Here is a 17,580-nt window from a genome sequence, read left to right on the forward strand (position 1 = left end):
GGCCCGATCTGCTCGCGGAAGATCGAGGGCACCGGGCGCCACCCTGTCTTGCGCTGCGGGCCGGAGAACCAGATTCGCCGCGCGCCCGAACATGACCCAGCCAGACCGGATCGGCGACCGGCGCGTCCTGCAAGCCGGCTTCTTTCGACACGATCGACGGCCAGCCCCCTCGCAATGGCAGTCTGCCCCCTTCCGTGCTAGCGTCGAGCGGCGCCCGGCCAGAGCTGTCCTTCGAGCCGGAGAACCGGGGCACGAGATCATGCAGGGCTCTGGAAGCCAGGACGGACGGACGCGCCATGTTCAGAATTTCCGACGCGCTGACGCAGCGCTATCCAACGGCCGAGACCTTCCGGTTCGGGGACAGCGCCGCCTCGTCCGAGACCCTGCTCTCGCTGGTGCGCTCGGGGAAGAAAACGGCGACCTGCGGTGCCTTGCGCGATTACGAGAACGGTGAGCCCATGCCGGCGATCGGGCGGCGGGACATCGCGCTGAGCTGGGACGGGACGCCTGCCCTCGTCATCGAAACGGTCGAGCTGGTTCAATGCCGCTTCGACGAGGTGACCGAAGCGATGGCGCTGGCCGAAGGCGAGGATGACAGCCTTGAAGGCTGGCGCAAAGGACATGGCAGCTATTTCGAGCGCAATGGCGGATTCTCCCCCGATCTGCAGATCCTCTGGGAGCGGTTCATCCTGATCGAAGATCTCTGCGGGGAAAACGACGCGCCTGACCGGGCCCGCAGCCCGGCGGCCCCCGGAGCGTAAGGCGTCGTCCGATCAGCCCCCGCAGCACCTTGGCGCTGCGGGATCTGGAGGCCCGCAGCCGATCCGGCGCGGGCGTTGCCCCCGAAGGCCGGGTCGAAGCCACGGACCGGCGGGCGCTGCGGTTCGGCGGCACCGCGCAAATCCGAGCGCTCCGGCGCCCCCCCCCTGACATGACCGGGCTCCGGATGTGCTCAGCCCGTTCGAAACCGCTCCGGAGCACTCAGGATATACCCGCCTGTGCGCCCGCCCGGCCCCATAGACAGAGGACCGGTCGCGGGCGTGACCTCCGGGTCGCGCAAGAGAGCGCCGGCCGCGCTCCCGATCTGCGGCACCCCGATCAGATGGGCGGCCTTTTCCGTCTTTTCCGCGCGACAGCCTCCGCGACAGCCTCCGCGACAGGCGCCCTTGGCCGGACCTTCGTCAGCCCCATCCCGGCAAGATGCCGGAAAACCGGGCGTCCCGGGGTGGCGGCCTGCCCGACAGAGCTCCGCTGTCTCGGGATCGGACCGGAGCGACGGCCTCGAAGCGCCGCAATCGTGCAGAGCCTGCCCGCGCCGGCGCCGGGGAACGGACATGGCCCGGATAGAGGGCGATGACAGGACGGGCGCGCCGGAAGGAAACCGGTGAGGCAACAGCCCCGCAAAGGCAGGCTGGCCGGGAGGCTCTGCCCCCAACCGGCAGGGCGGCGGGCCGCGCAGATCATGACCGCGCCGACAGGTCTGCCGGGCGCGCTGCGGATCGCGGCTCAGAACCGGTCCAGCACCCTGAGGTGATCATGGGTATGGGCCCGCTCGCCATGCAAATGAAACTCGACCTCGGTCCGGACCGGGATCAGCGCGGTCCGGCCATGCCGCACCCCGCGCTGCAGAAAGAGGCTGTTGGCATAGGCCTGGACCGAGCCCACCGTCCCCCGCATCACCGCCACCTCGACCGCGGCGTGATGATCGAGCGGCACCGACAGGGCCGCGATCGCCGCGTCATGATGCTGCTGGCGGCTCTCGGGCACCAGCCGGCCCAGATCGCGCTGCGCCGGGTCGAGCGCATAGGTCACGACCCCCACGCATTCGGCGTCTTCGGGCGCGTCCTTGGCCAGCCCGCGCCGGATCAGATCGCGCAGCGCCTCCGAGCGGTTCGACGCGCCCGAGCGCTCCATTACGGCGTCGAGCGCCTGCAACAGCTCGTCCTCGATGGTGATCGTGATGCGCTGCATCGCTTCCTCCCTGATGGCGGCCCGACTTTGCCGCCCCCGCGCACCGCGGGCAAGGGCGGGACCCGCGCCGAAAGCTCTGCCCTGCCCCGCCGCCTGCGCGGGCCCGCCCCGCCGATCTGGGCGCTTCGCCGGGCAGGCCGCTAGATCGAGAGCGGCACGGGGGCACGGCTTCCCGGCGAGACGCCCGCCGGATCGCGCTCAGAGACTGTCGCCGAAATCTGCCCTGAACTTCGCCACCAGCCGTTCCTGCCAGTCCGAGACCGGCGCCAGACGGCCGTAGAAGAAGCGCAGGATATCGGGTTCCTCGACGAAGGTCAGCCCGCCCACCAGCCTGCGGTTCTGCCAGAGCCAGTCGATCCGGTCGATGGCGTATTTGACCTGCGACAGGGTGAAGACCCGGCGCGGCATGGCGAGTCGCACCAGCTCCATATTGGCCAGCGGCTCGGTGCCGTCGGGGGCGCGCTGCTCGGACATGGTGCCGCGCTCCATCCCGCGCACGCCCGACGCGATATAAAGCGCCGAAGCCAGCGCGCCCGCCGAATAGTGCGGCTGCGGCACGTGATCGAGAAAGCGCATCGCGTCGATATGGCAGCCAAGCCCGCCCGCCGGCGTGATCACCGGAATGCCGCGGCGGTCGAGCTCACCGACCATGTAGGCGATGAATTGCGGCCCCTGCGAGATCATGTCCTCGTCCATGGTCTCGTCGAGCCCGACGGTCAGCGCCTCGATCTCGCGCACCGACATGCCGCCATAGGTCAGGAAGCCCTCGTAAAGCGGCACGAGCCCCCGCATCCGGTTGTAAAGCGCCTCGTCCCGGACGCAGATCGCGCCGCCGCGCGCACAGCCAAGCTTGCGGGCCGAGAAATAGAGCACATCGCAGAGATCGGCGATCTGGCGGGTGATCTCGCGGATCGACAGATCGCGGCAGGCGGCCTCGCGGGTCTTGAGGAAGTAGAGGTTGTCGGCCATCAGGCTCGCGTCATAGACCAGCGTCAGCCCGTGCCGGTCGCAGGCCGCGCGCACCTCGCGAAGGTTGGCAAGCGAGACCGGCTGGCCGCCGATCAGGTTGGTGCCCGCCTCGACGCGGACAAAGGCGATGCGCTCTGCGCCATGTTCGGCCACCAGCCGTTCCAGTGCCGCGACATCCATGTCGCCCTTGAACGGCTCGTCCGAGGTGACCTCGAGGCCGCGGGCATGGATGATCTCCTCGACGCGGCCGCCATTCAGCACGATATGCGCCTTGGTGGTGGTGAAGTGATAGTTCATCGGTACGATCGAGCCCGGCGTCACCATCACCTGCGCCAGGATGTTCTCGCAGGCCCGGCCCTGATGGGCCGGCAGGATGAAATCCATCCCGAAGATCTCGCGCAGCCGGGTCTCGAGCCGGGTATAGGTCGCCGATCCCGCATAGCTGTCATCGGCCAGCATCATCGCCGCGACCTGGCGGTCGCTCATGGCATTGACGCCGCTATCGGTCAGCATGTCCATGAACACGTCCCTGTTCTGAAGCAGGAACGTGTTGTTGCCCGCCGCGGTGATCGCCGCGAGACGCGCCTCGATATCGGGCAGGGTCAGCTTCTGGACGACGCGGACCTTGTGCATCTCGAGCGGGACGGTCTCGCCGCTGAAGAAACGGACATTGGGCATGGGGCTTTCCTCCTCGGGCCGGTCTCGCGGCCGCGCTGTTGCGGCGCGGAGCTTCGCGCGGAGGGGCGGGACTGGCACTGCGTCAAACCGGCACGCAGGCGAAAGGAAAAGGCCCCTCCGCGACGGGCAGGTCGCGGAGGGGCCGGATCACGAGGCGGATCGCCGCCCGAACCGAAGGCTCTGGCTCAGGCGAAGAGATCGTGACAGAGCTCGAGCGCCTCGATCAGCCGGTCGACCTCTTGGGTGGTGTTGTACATCGCGAAGGAGGCACGGCAGGTCGCGCTCAGCCCCAGATGCTCCATCAGCGGGCCCGCACAATGATGCCCCGCCCGGACCGCGACGCCCTTCTTGTCGAGCACGGTCGAGATGTCATGGGGATGCGCCGGGCCTTCCAGCGTGAAGGAGAAGATCGCGCCGCGATGGTCGGCCTTGCCCTGCACCTGCAGCCAGTTGAGCCCCGCGAGCCGGTCCATGGCATAGGCGGTGATTGCCTTCTCATGGGCCGCGATATTGTCCATGCCGACGCCCATCATGTAGTCGAGCGCGACCCCCAGGCCGATCTGCTGGACGATCCCGGGCGTGCCGGCCTCGAATTTCATCGGCGCATCGGCATAGGTGATGCCGTCCCTGCGGACCTCGCGGATCATGTCGCCGCCGCCCATGAAGGGACGCATCTCGGCCAGCCGCTCCTTGCGGATATGGATCGCGCCCGAGGCCGAGGGACCATAGAGCTTGTGCCCGGTGATGGCGTAGAAATCGGCCCCCAGCGCATCGACATTCACCGGCTGGTGCACCGCCCCCTGCGAGCCGTCGACCAGCACCGGCACGCCCTTGTCATGCGCGCCCTTCACGATGGACGCGACATCGACCACGGTGCCCAGCACGTTCGACATATGGGTGACGGCGACCAGCCTGGTCTTCGGTCCGATGGCGTCGATCACCGCCTGCGGGTCGAGATTGCCATCCGCATCGACATCGACCCATTTCAGCACCGCGCCCTGGCGTTCGCGCAGGAAATGCCAGGGCACCACATTGGCGTGATGCTCCATCACCGACAGCACGATCTCGTCGCCGGGCTGGAACCGCGGCGCGGCCCAGGCATAGGATATGAGGTTGATGCCCTCGGTCGCGCCGCTGGTGAAGACGATCTCGTCCGGATCGGCGGCACCGAGAAAGCGCGCGATGGTGCCGCGCACGGCCTCGTATTTCTCGGTCGCGATGGTCGAGAGCGTGTGCAGCCCGCGATGGACGTTGGCATATTCCATCGCATAGGCCTGCGTGACCGCGTCGATCACGGCTTGCGGTTTCTGCGCCGAGGCGCCGCTGTCGAGATAGACCAGCGGCTTGCCGTTCACCTGGCGCGACAGGATGGGAAAATCGGCACGGATCGCGTTCACGTCAAACATCGGGCATGGCTCCGGTAAGGGTAATGCCGAGGATCGACAGGATCAGACTCATTCCGAACACGATCCCGATCATCGAGAACAGGATCATGGCGAAGGTTTTCAGGACCGAGGGAAATCCGTGAAGAACGGCAACGAAATGGCTGAGAAGCCAGAAGAAAAGGCCGACGCCGAAAAGACCGGCAAGGCCTGCGGCAGGCGGCAGGACGACCAGCAGGACCAGTTGCACGACCTGCAGGCAGACCATGATGAATTGCAGCCAGACGGTCAGCGCCAGCGCGCCGTCCAGAGTGCCGGTGCCGCCGAAAACCCGGCCTATCCCGGCGATGGCATGGACCGTGACGACCAGAAGCACCCCCTGCACCGTCGCCGCCGCCAGCGGGTAATGCATGAAAGCCGGCATCATCGGATCGACCGGCACCGGGCTGATCAGATCGCCGAGTTCCGTCAGCAGGACGCTGAGGATCACCACCAGCCCCAGCGCCTCCCACAGCACGGCGCGCGGCGGGGCCAGTGACAACACCCGCCCGGCGCTGCCGCGCGGGTCGGTGACGGTGTCGCGGGCCAGCGACAGCAGAGAAGGTCTGAAATGGGTCATGATCGGGCTATCCTGCGTCTCGTCGGCCACGGGCCTACGCCTCGGCCTCGACCAGAGACAAGAGCCAAATCGCCAGAAAGGCAACCGCAAGAACGGTCGAGACCAGCGTCAGCGCCCCGCCGGCGCCGATGAAGCCGGCCACCAGCCCCTGCAAAAGCCAGAGCGGCGAGACGCAGAGAAGCGTCCAGAACAGCGCCAGCCGGGCGGTGAACCAGCTGCCCTTTCCGCCGAACAGACGTGCGACGAGATGGCTCAGCGCCGACAGCCCGTAGAAGAACAAGGGCGCCAGCGCCATCCAGCCGAACAGCGCGGCCCCGAGCAGCGCCTCGAGCGGGATCTCGGGCGAGAGATAGGCCTCGCGGGCAAGGCGCGGCCATTGCCCGACGAAGATGACGAAACAGGCGATCATCAGATAGACCAGCGCGCGATCCTCGCGCGGGCCCATCTGCAACTGCCGTCGCAACGCGGAGCGCGGTCCGCGCCACGTCGCGACCATTTCGGTGGTGACAGCCATCCTAGCCCCGGTGCCGTTGAAGCCAGGCGGCGAGACTGGCGGCCACCTCGTCGCGCACCGCCTCGGAGTCGATCTCCTCGATCGCCTCGGCCAGGAAGGACAGCACCATCATATCCTGCGCCTCGGCCTTGGGCACCCCGCGCGAGCGCAGGTAGAACAGCGCATCCTCGTCGATCGCGCCCGAGGTCGAGCCATGCGAGCAGGCCACGTCATCGGCATAGATCTCGAGCTCGGGCTTGGCGAGGAAACTGGCCTCGTCATCAAGCAGCAGCGATTGCGAGATCTGGTAGCCATCGGTCTTCTGCGCGCCCTCCTTCACCAGGATCTTGCCCTGGAAAACGCCGGTCGCGCCCTTCTTCAGGACCTTCTTGAAGACCTGGCGGCTTTCGCAATTCACCGCGTCATGGGTGATGAAGACGGTGTCGTCATGGTGGAAATTGCCGTGTCCCATGCTGGCGCCCGCGACATGGGCCACACCTTCATCGCCCGCCAGCTCGATCACCACCTCGTTGCGGGTGAGCGCGCCGTTCATGGTCAGGGTGAAGGACTTGAAGACGCTCTCCGCCCCCAGCCGCGCGAAGATATGGGTCGCGGCGCGGCGGTCATGGTCGCGGCCCTGGCTGCGCACATGGTGGAAAGCGCCGCCATCGGCCACCTCGACCTCCATCACCTTGTTGAACCGCGCCGCCGCCGGGCCGGTTTCCAGCACGGTCAGATCGGCGCCCGGCTCGACCCGGATCACGTGATGCAGGATCGCATCCGAGGTCTCGTCGCAATGGCGATAGATCAGGTTCACCGGCGTCTCGACCCGGCCGGTCGCACGGATCAGCACGCCATCGGTGGCAAAGGCGGTGTTCAGCGCCGCCAGCGGGCGCGGCACCGGGCTCTGGCCGCGGGCCTCGAGCGTGCCGTAGAGATCGGCCGCCCAGGAGATATCCTGCCCCTCGGCCTCGGCCAGGCGGGTGATCTCGAGCCCGGCCTGGGCCGGATCGTCCGAAGCCTCGGCATCGAACACGCCGTCGACGAAGACGATGCGGATGCGGTCCAGATCCTCGAAGGTCGCGTTATCGGCTGGCGGCCGCACGCCTGCGGCCACCGGCGCGGCCGAGATCAGCTCGTCGGGACGGGTGAAGCGCCAGTATTCGTCGCGGCGACCGGGCAGCCCCATCTCCTGCACCCGGGCCAGCGCCGCCTCGCGCAGCGGCCGGGTCCAGCCAGCCTGGACCGGCATCGCCAGCGCCGCCAGCCGCGCCTCGGTCGCGGTCAGTTTCGCCTGCGGCAGCCCCATCACGCGACCTCCGCCAGGATGTCGGCATAGCCGTTATGCTCGACCTCGAGCGCCAGATCGGCGCCGCCCGACTTGACGATCCGGCCATTGGCCATGATGTGCACGACATCGGGCACGATATGGTCGAGCAGGCGCTGATAGTGGGTGATCACCAGGAAGCCCCGATCGGGCGCGCGCAGCGCGTTCACGCCGTCCGAGACCAGCTTCATCGCATCGACATCGAGCCCCGAATCGGTCTCGTCGAGGATGCACATCTTCGGTTCCAGCATCGCCATCTGCAGGATCTCGTTGCGCTTCTTCTCGCCGCCTGAAAAGCCCATGTTGACCGGGCGCTTCAGCATCTCGGCGTCGATCTTCAGATCCTTGGCCCTGGCGCGGACCTCCTTGAGGAAGGTGGCGGCGTCCATCTCCTCCTGGCCGCGGGCCTTGCGCTGGGCGTTCACCGCGGTGCGCAGGAAGGTCATGTTGCCGACCCCGGGGATCTCGACCGGGTACTGGAAGGCCAGGAACAGACCGGCAGCGGCGCGTTCCTCGGCTTCCATCCCCAGCAGATCGAGACCGCTCAGCGTGGCCGAGCCCTCGGTGACCTCGTAACCGCCCTTGCCCGACAGCACATAGGACAGCGTCGACTTGCCCGAGCCGTTCGGCCCCATGATCGCATGCACCTCGCCCGCACCGACGGTCAGGTTCACGCCCTTCAGGATCTCCTTGCCCTCTTCTTCAAGAGAGGCCCGCAGATTCTTGATTTCCAGCATGTCGATATCCCTTAGCTCAGTGTGACGGCCGTGCCCGAGGCCGACACCATCAGCATGTTGTTGATGACTTCATAATCCAGATCGACGCCGATCACGGCATTGCCGCCCGCAGCCCGCGCCCTCTGCTGCAATTCCGCAAGCGCGGTCTCGCGCGCCTCGCCCAGCGAGGCCTCGTAGGCGCCCGAGCGGCCGCCGATGATATCGGTGATGCCCGCGAAGAGGTCGCGGAACACATTGGCGCCCAGGATCGCCTCGCCGACGACGACGCCGTGATAGGACAGGATGCTGTGCCCCTCGACCGTGGGCGTGGTGGTGACGATCATGTCCGGCCCTCCCTGTCGCGACGGTCCTGGCCGCTCCGGTCCTGCGTAAAGACGCGCATCCAGGCGATCATGCACAGCCCCCAGAGCAGGAACAGCACGAGCCCGAGCAACCCTTCGGCAAGCGCCGCCTGCGCCTTCGACAGCGGCACCAGCGTCGCGAGCCACTCGATGGTCTCCTCGTCCTGCAGCGAGGCGTAGAAGATCAGGCCCTGGGCGATGATGAGAAGCCGCATCCGCGTGGTCAGGACCAGCCGCCCGCCATGGCCCGGGATCGAGGGCAGCGACAGCCGCCGACGCCCCCCCGGGCTGCGCGCGAGACCGGCCGGGCTGCGTCCGGCCCCCCGCCCTGCCCCTGCCGTCTTCTTCTTCGGCATGCTCACCCGACCGACCCCTCAAGGCTGATCGCCACCAGCTGCTGCGCCTCCATCGCGAATTCCATCGGCAGCGCCTGCAGCACTTCCTTGCAGAACCCGTTGATCACCAGCGCGACGGCCTCTTCCTCGTCCATCCCCCGCGAGCGGCAGTAGAACAGCTGGTCGTCATCCACCTTCGAGGTGGTCGCCTCGTGCTCGACCCGCGAGGAACTGTTGCGAACCTCGATATAGGGCACGGTATGCGCGCCGCACTTGTCGCCGATGAGCAGACTGTCGCACTGGGTATAGTTGCGGCTGTTCTTCGCCTTCGGATGCATGCTGACGAGGCCGCGATAGGTGTTCTGGGCCTGGCCGGCCGAGATCCCCTTCGAGACGATCCGCGAGCGCGTGTTCTTGCCCAGATGCACCATCTTGGTGCCGGTATCGGCCTGCTGCCAGTTATTGGTGATGGCGATCGAGTAGAATTCGCCCTGGCTGTCATCGCCCCTGAGGATGCAGGAGGGGTATTTCCAGGTCACGGCCGAGCCGGTCTCGACCTGGGTCCACATCACCTTGGACCGGGGCCCCCGGCAATCAGCGCGCTTGGTGACGAAGTTGTAGATCCCGCCCTTGCCATTCTCGTCGCCGGGGAACCAGTTCTGCACGGTCGAGTATTTCACCTCGGCATCGTCGAGGATCACGATCTCGACCACGGCCGCATGCAGCTGCGCGGTATCGCGCTGGGGCGCGGTGCAGCCTTCCAGATAGGAGACATAGGCCTCCTTGTCGGCGATGATCAGCGTGCGTTCGAACTGGCCGGTATTCTCGGCATTGATCCGGAAATAGGTCGACAGCTCCATCGGGCAGCGCACGCCCGGCGGCACATAGACGAAGGAGCCGTCCGAGAAGACCGCCGAATTCAGCGTGGCATAGAAGTTGTCGGATTGCGGCACGACCGAGCCGAGATATTTCTTCACCAGCTCGGGATGCTTGCGGATCGCCTCCGAGATCGAGCAGAAGATCACCCCCGCCGCTTCCAGTTCCTTCTGGAAGGTGGTGCCGACCGACACCGAATCGAACACCGCATCCACCGCGACCTTGCGGCCCTCGGCGGGCGCGGCCTCGGCACCCTCGACGCCCGCGAGGATCATCTGTTCCTTCAGCGGGATGCCCAGCTTCTGATAGGTTTCCAGCAGCTTGGGATCGACATCGTCGAGCGATTTCGGCTTTTCCGCCATGCTCTTGGGGCGGGCATAGTAATACTGTTTCTGGAAGTCGATCTCGGGATAGTCGACCATCGCCCAGTCGGGCTCTTCCATCTTCTGCCAGCGGCGGAAGGCCTCGAGCCGCCACTCGGTCATCCATTCGGGTTCTTCGTTCTTGGCCGAGATCAGGCGGACGATCTCCTCGGACAGCCCCATCGGGGCGTAATCCATCTCGATCTCGGTATCCCAGCCATACTTGTACTTGCCGGCCATCGACTGGACGGCCTCGACCGTTTCCCGGTCGACGCCTTCCTTGACGTTTTTCATGTCGGCCTTGTCCAAAGCAGCCATCCTGGTCTTCCGCCTCTCTGTCTTGGACCGCTCCTCCGAGCGGCCCGTCGGGTTCCCCTGAGCCCGGCAGCGTCAGCCGGCGCGGGCCCTGAATTTCGTCTCTGCCGCAAGCCAGCTTTCGGCAAAGCGTCTCACATCCTCTTCCGTCGTGCCCGGCCCCATCGAGACCCGGATCGCCGACGACGCCACCTCGTCGCCCAGCCCCATCGCCGTCAGCACGCGGCTGGGACGAAGCTTGCCCGAGGAACAGGCCGACCCCGCCGAAACCGCGAACCCGGCCAGATCCATCTGCATCACCTGAGTCTCGCCCTTCCAGCCGGGCGTGGCGAGACAGAGGGTGTTGGGCAATCTCGGAACGTCTTTCCCGACAAAAATAGTCTTATTTGCGCATTCCGCAATCACATTTTCTAGAATACTTCTAAGATAGGCGATTTCCGCCCATTTTCCAGCCGCCAGATCCGCGGCGGCGGCCTCGGCGGCCGCGCCGAAGCCTGCGATGCCGATCACGTTCTCGGTACCGGCGCGGCGGCCAAGTTCCTGACCTCCCCCGCGAATCTGCGCCTCTATGTCGCAACCCCGGCGCATGACGAGTGCCCCGATCCCCTTCGGTCCGCCGATTTTATGGGCAGAGATCAAACCCATCTCGCAGCCCAGCCAGTTGAAGGCGACCGGCAGCTTGCCGAATCCCTGGGTCATGTCGCAGACGGCGAGCCCCTCGGGAATCTCCTGAATCACCCCGGTCTCGGAATTGGCCAGCTGCAGCGCGCTTTCGCGGGGCAGGCGCGGCGTGACCCGGCCGTTGCCATCGGGTTTCAGACAGGGATCGAGCCAGGCCGCGACCGCGTCATGCTCGATCTCCGAGCCCTGCAGCCAGCGCCCCCCACAGGCCAGCGCGGCAGCTTCGCTCGCGCCCGAGGTGAACACGATCTCGGCGCCCTCCGCACCAAGCGCCGAAGCGATCCGGGCGCGCGCCTTTTCAACGATCGCGCGCGCCGCCCTGCCCTCGGCATGAACCGAGGACGGATTGCCCACCGCATCCATCGCCGCGATCATCGCGGCCCGCGCCTCCGGGCGCAGCGGTGCGGTGGCGTTCCAGTCGAGATATACCCGCCCGGGCATGGTCTTTCCCCTTTTCTGGCCGCGCCGCCGGACGGTCAGAGGCCGTGGAAACGGGCGGATCTGCGCCTATGGAAGGCGCTCACTCTTCATCGACGACGTGGAACAGCGCCGGAACCGCAGGACAGGGCGCGAGATCGTTCTTGATCACGTCCGACAGCCGGGTCTGGTGCAGGAATACGTAGACATGGGCGCTGAGCCCTTCCCACAGCCGGTTGGTCAGCGACTGCGCGCGGGTGCCCGAGGTGCCGCCCGAAACGCCCGCCCCAGTATGCATGGCGCTGACGGTCTCGTCGACCGCGCCCAGCACGTCCGCGACCCGGATCTCCGAGGCCGGACGGGCAAGCTTGTAGCCTCCGCCGGGGCCGCGCACCGATTCCACAAGCCCCGCCCGGCGCAGCTTGACGAAAAGCTGTTCGAGATAGGGCAGCGAGATATGCTGCCGCTTCGAGATCTCCGACAGCGACACCAGGCACTCGGCCGGTTGCAGCGACAGATCGGCAAGGGCAACCATGGCATAACGGCCCTTGGTGCTGAGTTTCATAGACGCTCCCCCGGCAAAGAGTTGACGCAGCCCCGGCGGAAGATTACCTCCGGATGCACCCCGACCCGCTTCCGCCGGGTTCATCCTGTCCTATGTAGCCTGTCCGATTTCGTCAAGAAATCGAAGCTACCGCGAATGAGAAGACACGCATGCCCGAGGTCATCTTTCCCGGACCCGAAGGTCGTCTGGAAGGCCGCTACCATCCCCAAAAAGACCGTGACGCCCCGATTGCCATCGTGCTGCATCCCCATCCGCAATTCGGGGGCACGATGAATAACAGGGTCGTCTACAACCTGCATTACGCCTTCTACAACATGGGCTTCACCGTGCTCCGGTTCAATTTCCGGGGCGTCGGCCGCAGCCAGGGCGAGTACGATCAGGGCGTGGGCGAACTGTCCGACGCAGCCTCCGCGCTAGATTACCTGCAATCGATGAACCAGAATGCCAAACATTGCTGGGTCGCGGGCTTCTCGTTCGGGGCCTGGATCGGCATGCAGCTTCTGATGCGGCGGCCCGAGATCACCGGCTTCGTGTCGGTCAGCCCGCCCGCCAACATGTATGATTTCTCGTTCCTGGCGCCCTGCCCCTCTTCGGGGCTGATCATCAATGGCAGTGCCGACCGCGTGGCGCCGCCGGCCGATACCCGCACCCTGGTCGACAAGCTGCACGAGCAGAAGGGCATCACCGTCACCCACGAGGAGATCGAGGGCGCGGATCACTTCTTCCAGGATCCGCATATGGACCCGATGATCGAGAATGTCACAACCTATGTCAGTCGTCGCCTGACCGAGGTGACGCGCTGAGGGAGATGCCGATGTCGGCACTCGAGGACCTCGCAGACCAGCTTGCCCGCGACGCGCTCGACGCGGCGGTCAGGCTGGGCGACGACCGGCTGATCGAAGAGATCTCGAAGGCCGTCGGCGCCTCCTCGCCGGTCGCGCAGGAGGCCTTCGTGAGCGCGGTCAGGATCCGGCAGGCGCTGGCCCGCGGCCGCGCCGTGATGGACAGCCGGATGAGCCAGGCCACCGGCCGGAAGGCCGGGCCCGAAAAAGGCGGCGCCTGACCGCCGCGACAGCCCGCCCCCCCCCAATCTGCATGCCGCGCCCGCGGGACGCCGGTCCGCGCCCGTCCTTTGCACGGGCGCCGGACGCGGCGCGCGGATGTGACGCGGGCCGATTTCTTGCCCGCAGTTTCCGTATACAACTGCATACTATCTTCCCCCGTCACACGCTTTACGCTATCACCCGAACCGAAAGCGCGAATCCAGCACCATAAAAGAGGCGCCCATGACGAAGATCAAAGTCGACAACCCGGTCGTCGAGCTCGACGGCGACGAGATGACCCGGATCATCTGGGACTTCATCAAGAAGAAGCTGATCCTGCCCTATCTCGACCTCGACCTGCTCTATTACGATCTCGGCATCGAAGAGCGCGACCGGACCGACGACCAGATCACCGTCGATGCGGCCGAGAAGATCAGGGAAGTGGGCGTCGGCGTGAAATGCGCCACCATCACCCCCGACGAGGCGCGGGTCGAGGAATTCGGCCTCAAGCAGATGTGGAAATCGCCCAACGGCACGATCCGCAACATCCTGGGCGGCGTCGTCTTCCGCGCGCCGATCATCTGCCGGAACGTGCCGCGGCTTGTGCCGGGCTGGACCCGGCCCATCGTGATCGGCCGTCACGCCTTCGGCGACCAGTACCGCGCGACCGATTTCCGCTTCCCCGGCAAAGGTCAGCTGACGATGAAATTCGTCGGCGAGGATGGCGAGGTGATCGAGAAGGTGGTCTATGACGCCCCCGCCGCCGGCGTGGCCATGGGCATGTACAATCTCGACGACTCGATCCGAGACTTCGCCCGGGCCTCGATGAATTACGGCCTGAGCCTCGGCTGGCCGGTCTACCTGTCCACCAAGAACACCATCCTCAAGGCCTATGACGGCCGCTTCAAGGACCTGTTCCAGGAAGTCTACGAGCAGGAATTCGAGGACAAGTTCAAGAAGGCGGGCCTCACCTACGAACACCGCCTGATCGACGACATGGTCGCCTGCTGCATGAAGTGGAATGGCGGCTTCGTCTGGGCCTGCAAGAACTATGACGGCGACGTTCAGTCCGATACCGTGGCTCAGGGCTTCGGCTCGCTCGGGCTGATGACCTCGCAGCTGATGACGCCCGACGGCAAGATCGTCGAGGCCGAGGCGGCGCATGGCACCGTCACCCGCCATTACCGCCAGCACCAGAAGGGCGAGCAGACCTCGACCAACTCGGTCGCCTCGATCTACGCCTGGACCGGCGGGCTCAAGCACCGCGCCAAGCTCGACGGCAACGCGCCGCTCGCGCATTTCGCCGAGACGCTCGAGAAGACCGTGGTCGAGACCGTGGAATCGGGCTTCATGACCAAGGACCTCGCTCTGCTGGTCGGCCCGAACCAGAAATGGCTGACCACGATGGGCTTCCTCGAAAAGGTCGACGAGAACCTGAACAAGGCGCTGGCGGGCTGATCTGCCCATCAGCACGCCAGACAGGAAGGGCCGGCCGCAGGGTCGGCCCTTTTTCCTTGCGCGTTCCTTGCGTGGGACGCTGGACAAGATCCGCGCCGCACGCCATTCCCTGTCCCATGCCCACAGACATGCCGCCCCTGCCCGCCCCGCGCCACACGCTTCCGGATGACATCCAGGGGCTCGTTTTCGGCACGCTCCTGGTCGCGCTCTCGGTCAGCCTGCTGAAATCGGCGGGGCTGGTCACCGGGCAGATCGCGGGACTGTCGCTGGTCGGCGCCTATGCGACGGGCCTTGGCTTCGGACCGGTCTTCTTCGTGCTGAACCTGCCCTTCTACTGGCTCGGCTACCGCCGCATGGGCAGGGCCTTCGTTCTGAAGACCTTTGCCGCGGTGGCGCTGCTCTCGGTCTTTTCCGAGCTTCTGCCCCATGTCCTGGCGATCGGCCCGGTGCATCCGCTGGCGGCCTCGCTGCTGGCGGGGGTGACTGCGGGCGCGGGACTTCTGGCATTGTTCCGACATGGCGCAAGCCTCGGCGGTGTCGGCATCATGGCGCTCTGGCTGCAGGACAGCCGCGGCATCCGCGCGGGCTGGGTCCAGCTTGGCTTCGACACGGTGGTCTTCGCGCTGGCCTTCGCGGTGATCCCGCCCTTGACCGTTCTGTGGTCGATGGCGGGTGCGGCCGTGCTGAACCTGATCATCGCCACCAACCACCGGCGCGACCGCTATATCGCGCGCTAGGACCGGAGCGGGCCATGCCCAAGCATTATGTCTATCTTCTGCTCGCCGTCATCACCGAGACCATGGCCACCAGTTCACTGCAGGCCAGCCAGCAATTCACCCGGCTCTGGCCCTCGATCCTGGTCGTGCTGGGCTACATGTTTTCCTTCTATTTCATGGCGCTGACGCTGAAGGTGATGCCGGTCGGCATCGTCTATGCGATCTGGTCCGGGCTCGGCATCGTGCTGATCTCGGGGATCGGATGGGTGGTGTTCGGCCAGCGTGTCGACCTGCCCGGCGCGCTGGGGCTCGGGATGATCATCGCCGGCATTCTCGTCATTCACCTCTTCTCGAAAACCGCCGCGCATTAGCATTCGCGCTGGATTTTCGGACCGAAAGCCTCTATCGCGCAGGGCAACCCCCTTAATGAGGAAGATCATGGACCTTCGCAACATCGCGATCATCGCGCATGTGGACCACGGCAAGACGACACTGGTTGACCAGCTTCTGAAGCAATCCGGCGCCTTCCGAGAGAACCAGTCCGTGGCCGAGCGCGCCATGGATTCGAACGATCTCGAACGCGAGCGCGGGATCACCATCCTGGCGAAATGCACCTCGGTCGAATGGGGCGGTCACCGGGTCAATATCGTCGACACCCCGGGCCACGCCGATTTCGGCGGCGAGGTCGAGCGTATCCTCAGCATGGTCGACGGCGTCGTGCTGCTGGTCGATGCCGCCGAAGGGCCGATGCCCCAGACCAAGTTCGTCACCGCCAAGGCGCTGGCGCTGGGGCTGCGCCCCATCGTCGTGCTGAACAAGGTCGACAAGCCCGAGGCCGAGCCCGACCGCGCGCTGAACGAGGTCTTCGATCTCTTTGCCAGCCTCGGCGCCAATGACGAACAGCTCGACTTTCCGCATATGTATGCCTCTGGCCGCTCGGGCTGGGCCGACATGGAGCTCGACGGGCCGCGCAAGGATCTGCATGCGCTGTTCGAGCTGGTGCTCGAACATGTCCCGGCGCCGAAGCAGCTGGCCCGGGCCGACGCGCCCTTCAGCATGCTGGCGACAACGCTCTCGGCCGATCCCTTCATCGGCCGCATCCTGACCGGTCGGGTCGAAAGCGGGTCGGTCAGGCCCGGCGATACCGTGAAGGCGCTCTCGCGCACCGGCGAGATGCTGGAAAGCTTCCGGGTGTCGAAGGTCCTGGCCTTCCGCGGGCTGTCGCAGCAGCCGATCGAGACGGGCGAGGCGGGCGATATCGTCACGCTTGCGGGCATGTCGAAGGCGACCGTCGCCGACACGCTCTGTGCGCCGCAGGTGACCGAGGCGCTGCCCGCCCAGCCCATCGACCCGCCGACCATCAGCGTCAGCTTCGGCATCAATGACAGCCCGCTGGCCGGCCGCGAGGGCAAGAAGGTGCAGTCGCGGATGATCCGCGAGCGCCTGATGCGCGAGGCGGAACTGAATGTCGCGATCCAGGTGACCGACACGCCCGGCGGCGAGGCCTTCGAGGTTGCGGGCCGGGGCGAGCTGCAGATGGGCGTCCTGATCGAGAACATGCGCCGCGAGGGCTTCGAGCTGTCGATCTCGCGTCCGCAGGTGCTGATGCGCGAGGAGAACGGCCAGAGGCTCGAGCCGATCGAGGAAGTCACCGTCGACGTCGATGACGAGTTCTCGGGCGTGGTGATCGAGAAGCTGACCGGTGTGCGGCGCGGCGATCTGATCGAGATGCGCCCGGGCGGCACCGGCAAGACCCGGATCATCGCCCATGTACCCTCGCGCGGGCTGATCGGCTATCAGGGCGAGTTCCTGACCGATACCCGCGGCACCGGCGTCCTGAACCGCGTGTTCCATGACTGGGCGCCGCACAAGGGGCCCATCCCGGGCCGGCGCGCGGGCGTTCTGATCTCGATCGAGGATGGCGTCTCGGTGGCTTATGCGCTGTTCAACCTCGAAGACCGCGGCAAGCTGTTCATCGGCGCGCAGGAACAGGTCTATCAGGGCATGATCATCGGCGAGCATTCGCGCGACAACGACCTCGAGGTGAACCCGCTCAAGGGCAAGAAGCTGACCAATATCCGCGCCTCGGGCACGGATGAGGCGGTGCGGCTGACAACGCCCGTCCGGATGAGCCTCGAGGAAGCCATCGCATATATCGACGACGATGAGCTGGTCGAGGTGACGCCGAATTCGATCCGGCTGCGCAAGCGGTATCTCGACCCGCATGAGCGCAAGCGCCAGGCCCGCGCGGCGGGCTGAGCGGGAGACATCCATCGGACGCCCTGCGGGCGAACG

19 protein-coding genes are annotated in these 17,580 nt (G+C 66.2%); 7 read left to right on the forward strand and 12 right to left on the reverse strand.

The window, feature by feature from the left end; translation table 11 throughout:
- Nucleotides 1-296 precede the first annotated feature (296 nt).
- Nucleotides 297-761, forward strand: a complete 465-nt coding sequence (locus tag ACK8CO_RS01900) for an ASCH domain-containing protein (RefSeq protein ID WP_414897977.1) — start codon at nucleotides 297-299, stop codon at nucleotides 759-761.
- 745 nt (nucleotides 762-1,506) lie between these two features.
- Here ACK8CO_RS01900 and nikR read toward each other — a convergent pair.
- From nikR to ACK8CO_RS01960, 12 genes are all read right to left on the reverse strand, one after another.
- Nucleotides 1,507-1,971 carry a nickel-responsive transcriptional regulator NikR gene (gene nikR, locus ACK8CO_RS01905; RefSeq protein WP_080616059.1) on the reverse strand — a complete coding sequence of 155 codons (465 nt, stop codon included), beginning with the start codon at nucleotides 1,969-1,971 and terminating at the stop codon, nucleotides 1,507-1,509.
- Nucleotides 1,972-2,169: 198 nt separating this feature from the next.
- Entirely contained in the window at nucleotides 2,170-3,618 is a 1,449-nt protein-coding gene (locus ACK8CO_RS01910; protein ID WP_080616058.1) for a tryptophanase, read from the reverse strand.
- A gap of 185 nt (nucleotides 3,619-3,803) precedes the next feature.
- Entirely contained in the window at nucleotides 3,804-5,024 is a 1,221-nt protein-coding gene (locus ACK8CO_RS01915; protein WP_414897978.1) for a cysteine desulfurase, read from the reverse strand.
- Nucleotides 5,017-5,619 carry a YIP1 family protein gene (locus ACK8CO_RS01920; RefSeq protein WP_080616056.1) on the reverse strand — a complete coding sequence of 201 codons (603 nt, stop codon included), beginning with the start codon at nucleotides 5,617-5,619 and terminating at the stop codon, nucleotides 5,017-5,019. The genes ACK8CO_RS01915 and ACK8CO_RS01920 overlap by 8 nt, the downstream gene beginning before the upstream one ends.
- A gap of 34 nt (nucleotides 5,620-5,653) precedes the next feature.
- A complete protein-coding gene (locus tag ACK8CO_RS01925; protein ID WP_414897979.1) occupies nucleotides 5,654-6,133 on the reverse strand; it encodes a YIP1 family protein in 480 nt (159 codons plus the stop codon).
- Nucleotide 6,134: 1 nt separating this feature from the next.
- Complete coding sequence (sufD, locus tag ACK8CO_RS01930; RefSeq protein WP_414897980.1) at nucleotides 6,135-7,421, reverse strand: Fe-S cluster assembly protein SufD; 1,287 nt, start codon at nucleotides 7,419-7,421, stop codon at nucleotides 6,135-6,137.
- A complete protein-coding gene (gene sufC, locus ACK8CO_RS01935) occupies nucleotides 7,421-8,176 on the reverse strand; it encodes a Fe-S cluster assembly ATPase SufC (protein ID WP_080616053.1) in 756 nt (251 codons plus the stop codon). The genes sufD and sufC overlap by 1 nt, the downstream gene beginning before the upstream one ends.
- An 11-nt stretch (nucleotides 8,177-8,187) precedes the next feature.
- Nucleotides 8,188-8,499, reverse strand: a complete 312-nt coding sequence (locus ACK8CO_RS01940) for a heavy metal-binding domain-containing protein (protein WP_414897981.1) — start codon at nucleotides 8,497-8,499, stop codon at nucleotides 8,188-8,190.
- Nucleotides 8,496-8,879, reverse strand: a complete 384-nt coding sequence (locus tag ACK8CO_RS01945; protein ID WP_414897982.1) for a hypothetical protein — start codon at nucleotides 8,877-8,879, stop codon at nucleotides 8,496-8,498. Before ACK8CO_RS01945 ends, ACK8CO_RS01940 begins: the two co-directional genes overlap by 4 nt.
- Nucleotides 8,876-10,408, reverse strand: a complete 1,533-nt coding sequence (sufB, locus tag ACK8CO_RS01950; RefSeq protein ID WP_414897983.1) for a Fe-S cluster assembly protein SufB — start codon at nucleotides 10,406-10,408, stop codon at nucleotides 8,876-8,878. The genes ACK8CO_RS01945 and sufB overlap by 4 nt, the downstream gene beginning before the upstream one ends.
- A gap of 72 nt (nucleotides 10,409-10,480) precedes the next feature.
- Nucleotides 10,481-11,527, reverse strand: a complete 1,047-nt coding sequence (locus ACK8CO_RS01955) for a cysteine desulfurase family protein (RefSeq protein ID WP_414897984.1) — start codon at nucleotides 11,525-11,527, stop codon at nucleotides 10,481-10,483.
- Between the two features lie 79 nt (nucleotides 11,528-11,606).
- Nucleotides 11,607-12,068: an Rrf2 family transcriptional regulator gene (locus tag ACK8CO_RS01960; RefSeq protein WP_080616048.1), complete on the reverse strand. Its 462-nt coding sequence runs from the start codon at nucleotides 12,066-12,068 to the stop codon at nucleotides 11,607-11,609.
- 149 nt (nucleotides 12,069-12,217) lie between these two features.
- Between ACK8CO_RS01960 and ACK8CO_RS01965 the strand changes: the two genes are divergently transcribed.
- The 6 genes from ACK8CO_RS01965 to typA all read left to right on the forward strand — a co-directional run bounded on the left by ACK8CO_RS01965 (nucleotide 12,218) and on the right by typA (nucleotide 17,544).
- Nucleotides 12,218-12,871, forward strand: coding sequence for an alpha/beta hydrolase (locus ACK8CO_RS01965; RefSeq protein ID WP_080616047.1), 654 nt, complete (start codon nucleotides 12,218-12,220; stop codon nucleotides 12,869-12,871).
- A gap of 11 nt (nucleotides 12,872-12,882) precedes the next feature.
- The gene (locus tag ACK8CO_RS01970; protein ID WP_080616046.1) at nucleotides 12,883-13,131 is read left to right on the forward strand and encodes a hypothetical protein; all 249 of its coding nucleotides are present in this window, start codon (nucleotides 12,883-12,885) and stop codon (nucleotides 13,129-13,131) included.
- A gap of 223 nt (nucleotides 13,132-13,354) precedes the next feature.
- Complete coding sequence (locus ACK8CO_RS01975; RefSeq protein ID WP_080616045.1) at nucleotides 13,355-14,569, forward strand: NADP-dependent isocitrate dehydrogenase; 1,215 nt, start codon at nucleotides 13,355-13,357, stop codon at nucleotides 14,567-14,569.
- 128 nt (nucleotides 14,570-14,697) lie between these two features.
- Entirely contained in the window at nucleotides 14,698-15,306 is a 609-nt protein-coding gene (locus ACK8CO_RS01980) for a YitT family protein (protein ID WP_414897985.1), read from the forward strand.
- A gap of 14 nt (nucleotides 15,307-15,320) precedes the next feature.
- Nucleotides 15,321-15,656, forward strand: a complete 336-nt coding sequence (locus ACK8CO_RS01985; RefSeq protein ID WP_414897986.1) for a DMT family transporter — start codon at nucleotides 15,321-15,323, stop codon at nucleotides 15,654-15,656.
- A gap of 67 nt (nucleotides 15,657-15,723) precedes the next feature.
- Complete coding sequence (typA, locus tag ACK8CO_RS01990; RefSeq protein WP_414897987.1) at nucleotides 15,724-17,544, forward strand: translational GTPase TypA; 1,821 nt, start codon at nucleotides 15,724-15,726, stop codon at nucleotides 17,542-17,544.
- The last annotated feature ends 36 nt before the right edge of the window (nucleotides 17,545-17,580 follow it).

Origin of the sequence: Rhodovulum sp. HP10, from assembly GCF_047553435.1 — a bacterium.
Lineage (GTDB): Bacteria > Pseudomonadota > Alphaproteobacteria > Rhodobacterales > Rhodobacteraceae > Rhodovulum.

Bases quoted from the DNA above. Each gene is read 5' to 3' on its own strand.
- ACK8CO_RS01900 (WP_414897977.1), top strand. From the start codon at position 297: ATGTTCAGAATTTCCGACGCGCTGACGCAGCGCTATCCAACGGCCGAG.
- nikR (WP_080616059.1), bottom strand. From the start codon at position 1,971: ATGCAGCGCATCACGATCACCATCGAGGACGAGCTGTTGCAGGCGCTC.
- ACK8CO_RS01910 (WP_080616058.1), bottom strand. From the start codon at position 3,618: ATGCCCAATGTCCGTTTCTTCAGCGGCGAGACCGTCCCGCTCGAGATG.
- ACK8CO_RS01915 (WP_414897978.1), bottom strand. From the start codon at position 5,024: ATGTTTGACGTGAACGCGATCCGTGCCGATTTTCCCATCCTGTCGCGC.
- ACK8CO_RS01920 (WP_080616056.1), bottom strand. From the start codon at position 5,619: ATGACCCATTTCAGACCTTCTCTGCTGTCGCTGGCCCGCGACACCGTC.
- ACK8CO_RS01925 (WP_414897979.1), bottom strand. From the start codon at position 6,133: ATGGCTGTCACCACCGAAATGGTCGCGACGTGGCGCGGACCGCGCTCC.
- sufD (WP_414897980.1), bottom strand. From the start codon at position 7,421: ATGGGGCTGCCGCAGGCGAAACTGACCGCGACCGAGGCGCGGCTGGCG.
- sufC (WP_080616053.1), bottom strand. From the start codon at position 8,176: ATGCTGGAAATCAAGAATCTGCGGGCCTCTCTTGAAGAAGAGGGCAAG.
- ACK8CO_RS01940 (WP_414897981.1), bottom strand. From the start codon at position 8,499: ATGATCGTCACCACCACGCCCACGGTCGAGGGGCACAGCATCCTGTCC.
- sufB (WP_414897983.1), bottom strand. From the start codon at position 10,408: ATGGCTGCTTTGGACAAGGCCGACATGAAAAACGTCAAGGAAGGCGTC.
- ACK8CO_RS01955 (WP_414897984.1), bottom strand. From the start codon at position 11,527: ATGCCCGGGCGGGTATATCTCGACTGGAACGCCACCGCACCGCTGCGC.
- ACK8CO_RS01960 (WP_080616048.1), bottom strand. From the start codon at position 12,068: ATGAAACTCAGCACCAAGGGCCGTTATGCCATGGTTGCCCTTGCCGAT.
- ACK8CO_RS01965 (WP_080616047.1), top strand. From the start codon at position 12,218: ATGCCCGAGGTCATCTTTCCCGGACCCGAAGGTCGTCTGGAAGGCCGC.
- ACK8CO_RS01970 (WP_080616046.1), top strand. From the start codon at position 12,883: ATGTCGGCACTCGAGGACCTCGCAGACCAGCTTGCCCGCGACGCGCTC.
- ACK8CO_RS01975 (WP_080616045.1), top strand. From the start codon at position 13,355: ATGACGAAGATCAAAGTCGACAACCCGGTCGTCGAGCTCGACGGCGAC.
- ACK8CO_RS01980 (WP_414897985.1), top strand. From the start codon at position 14,698: ATGCCGCCCCTGCCCGCCCCGCGCCACACGCTTCCGGATGACATCCAG.
- ACK8CO_RS01985 (WP_414897986.1), top strand. From the start codon at position 15,321: ATGCCCAAGCATTATGTCTATCTTCTGCTCGCCGTCATCACCGAGACC.
- typA (WP_414897987.1), top strand. From the start codon at position 15,724: ATGGACCTTCGCAACATCGCGATCATCGCGCATGTGGACCACGGCAAG.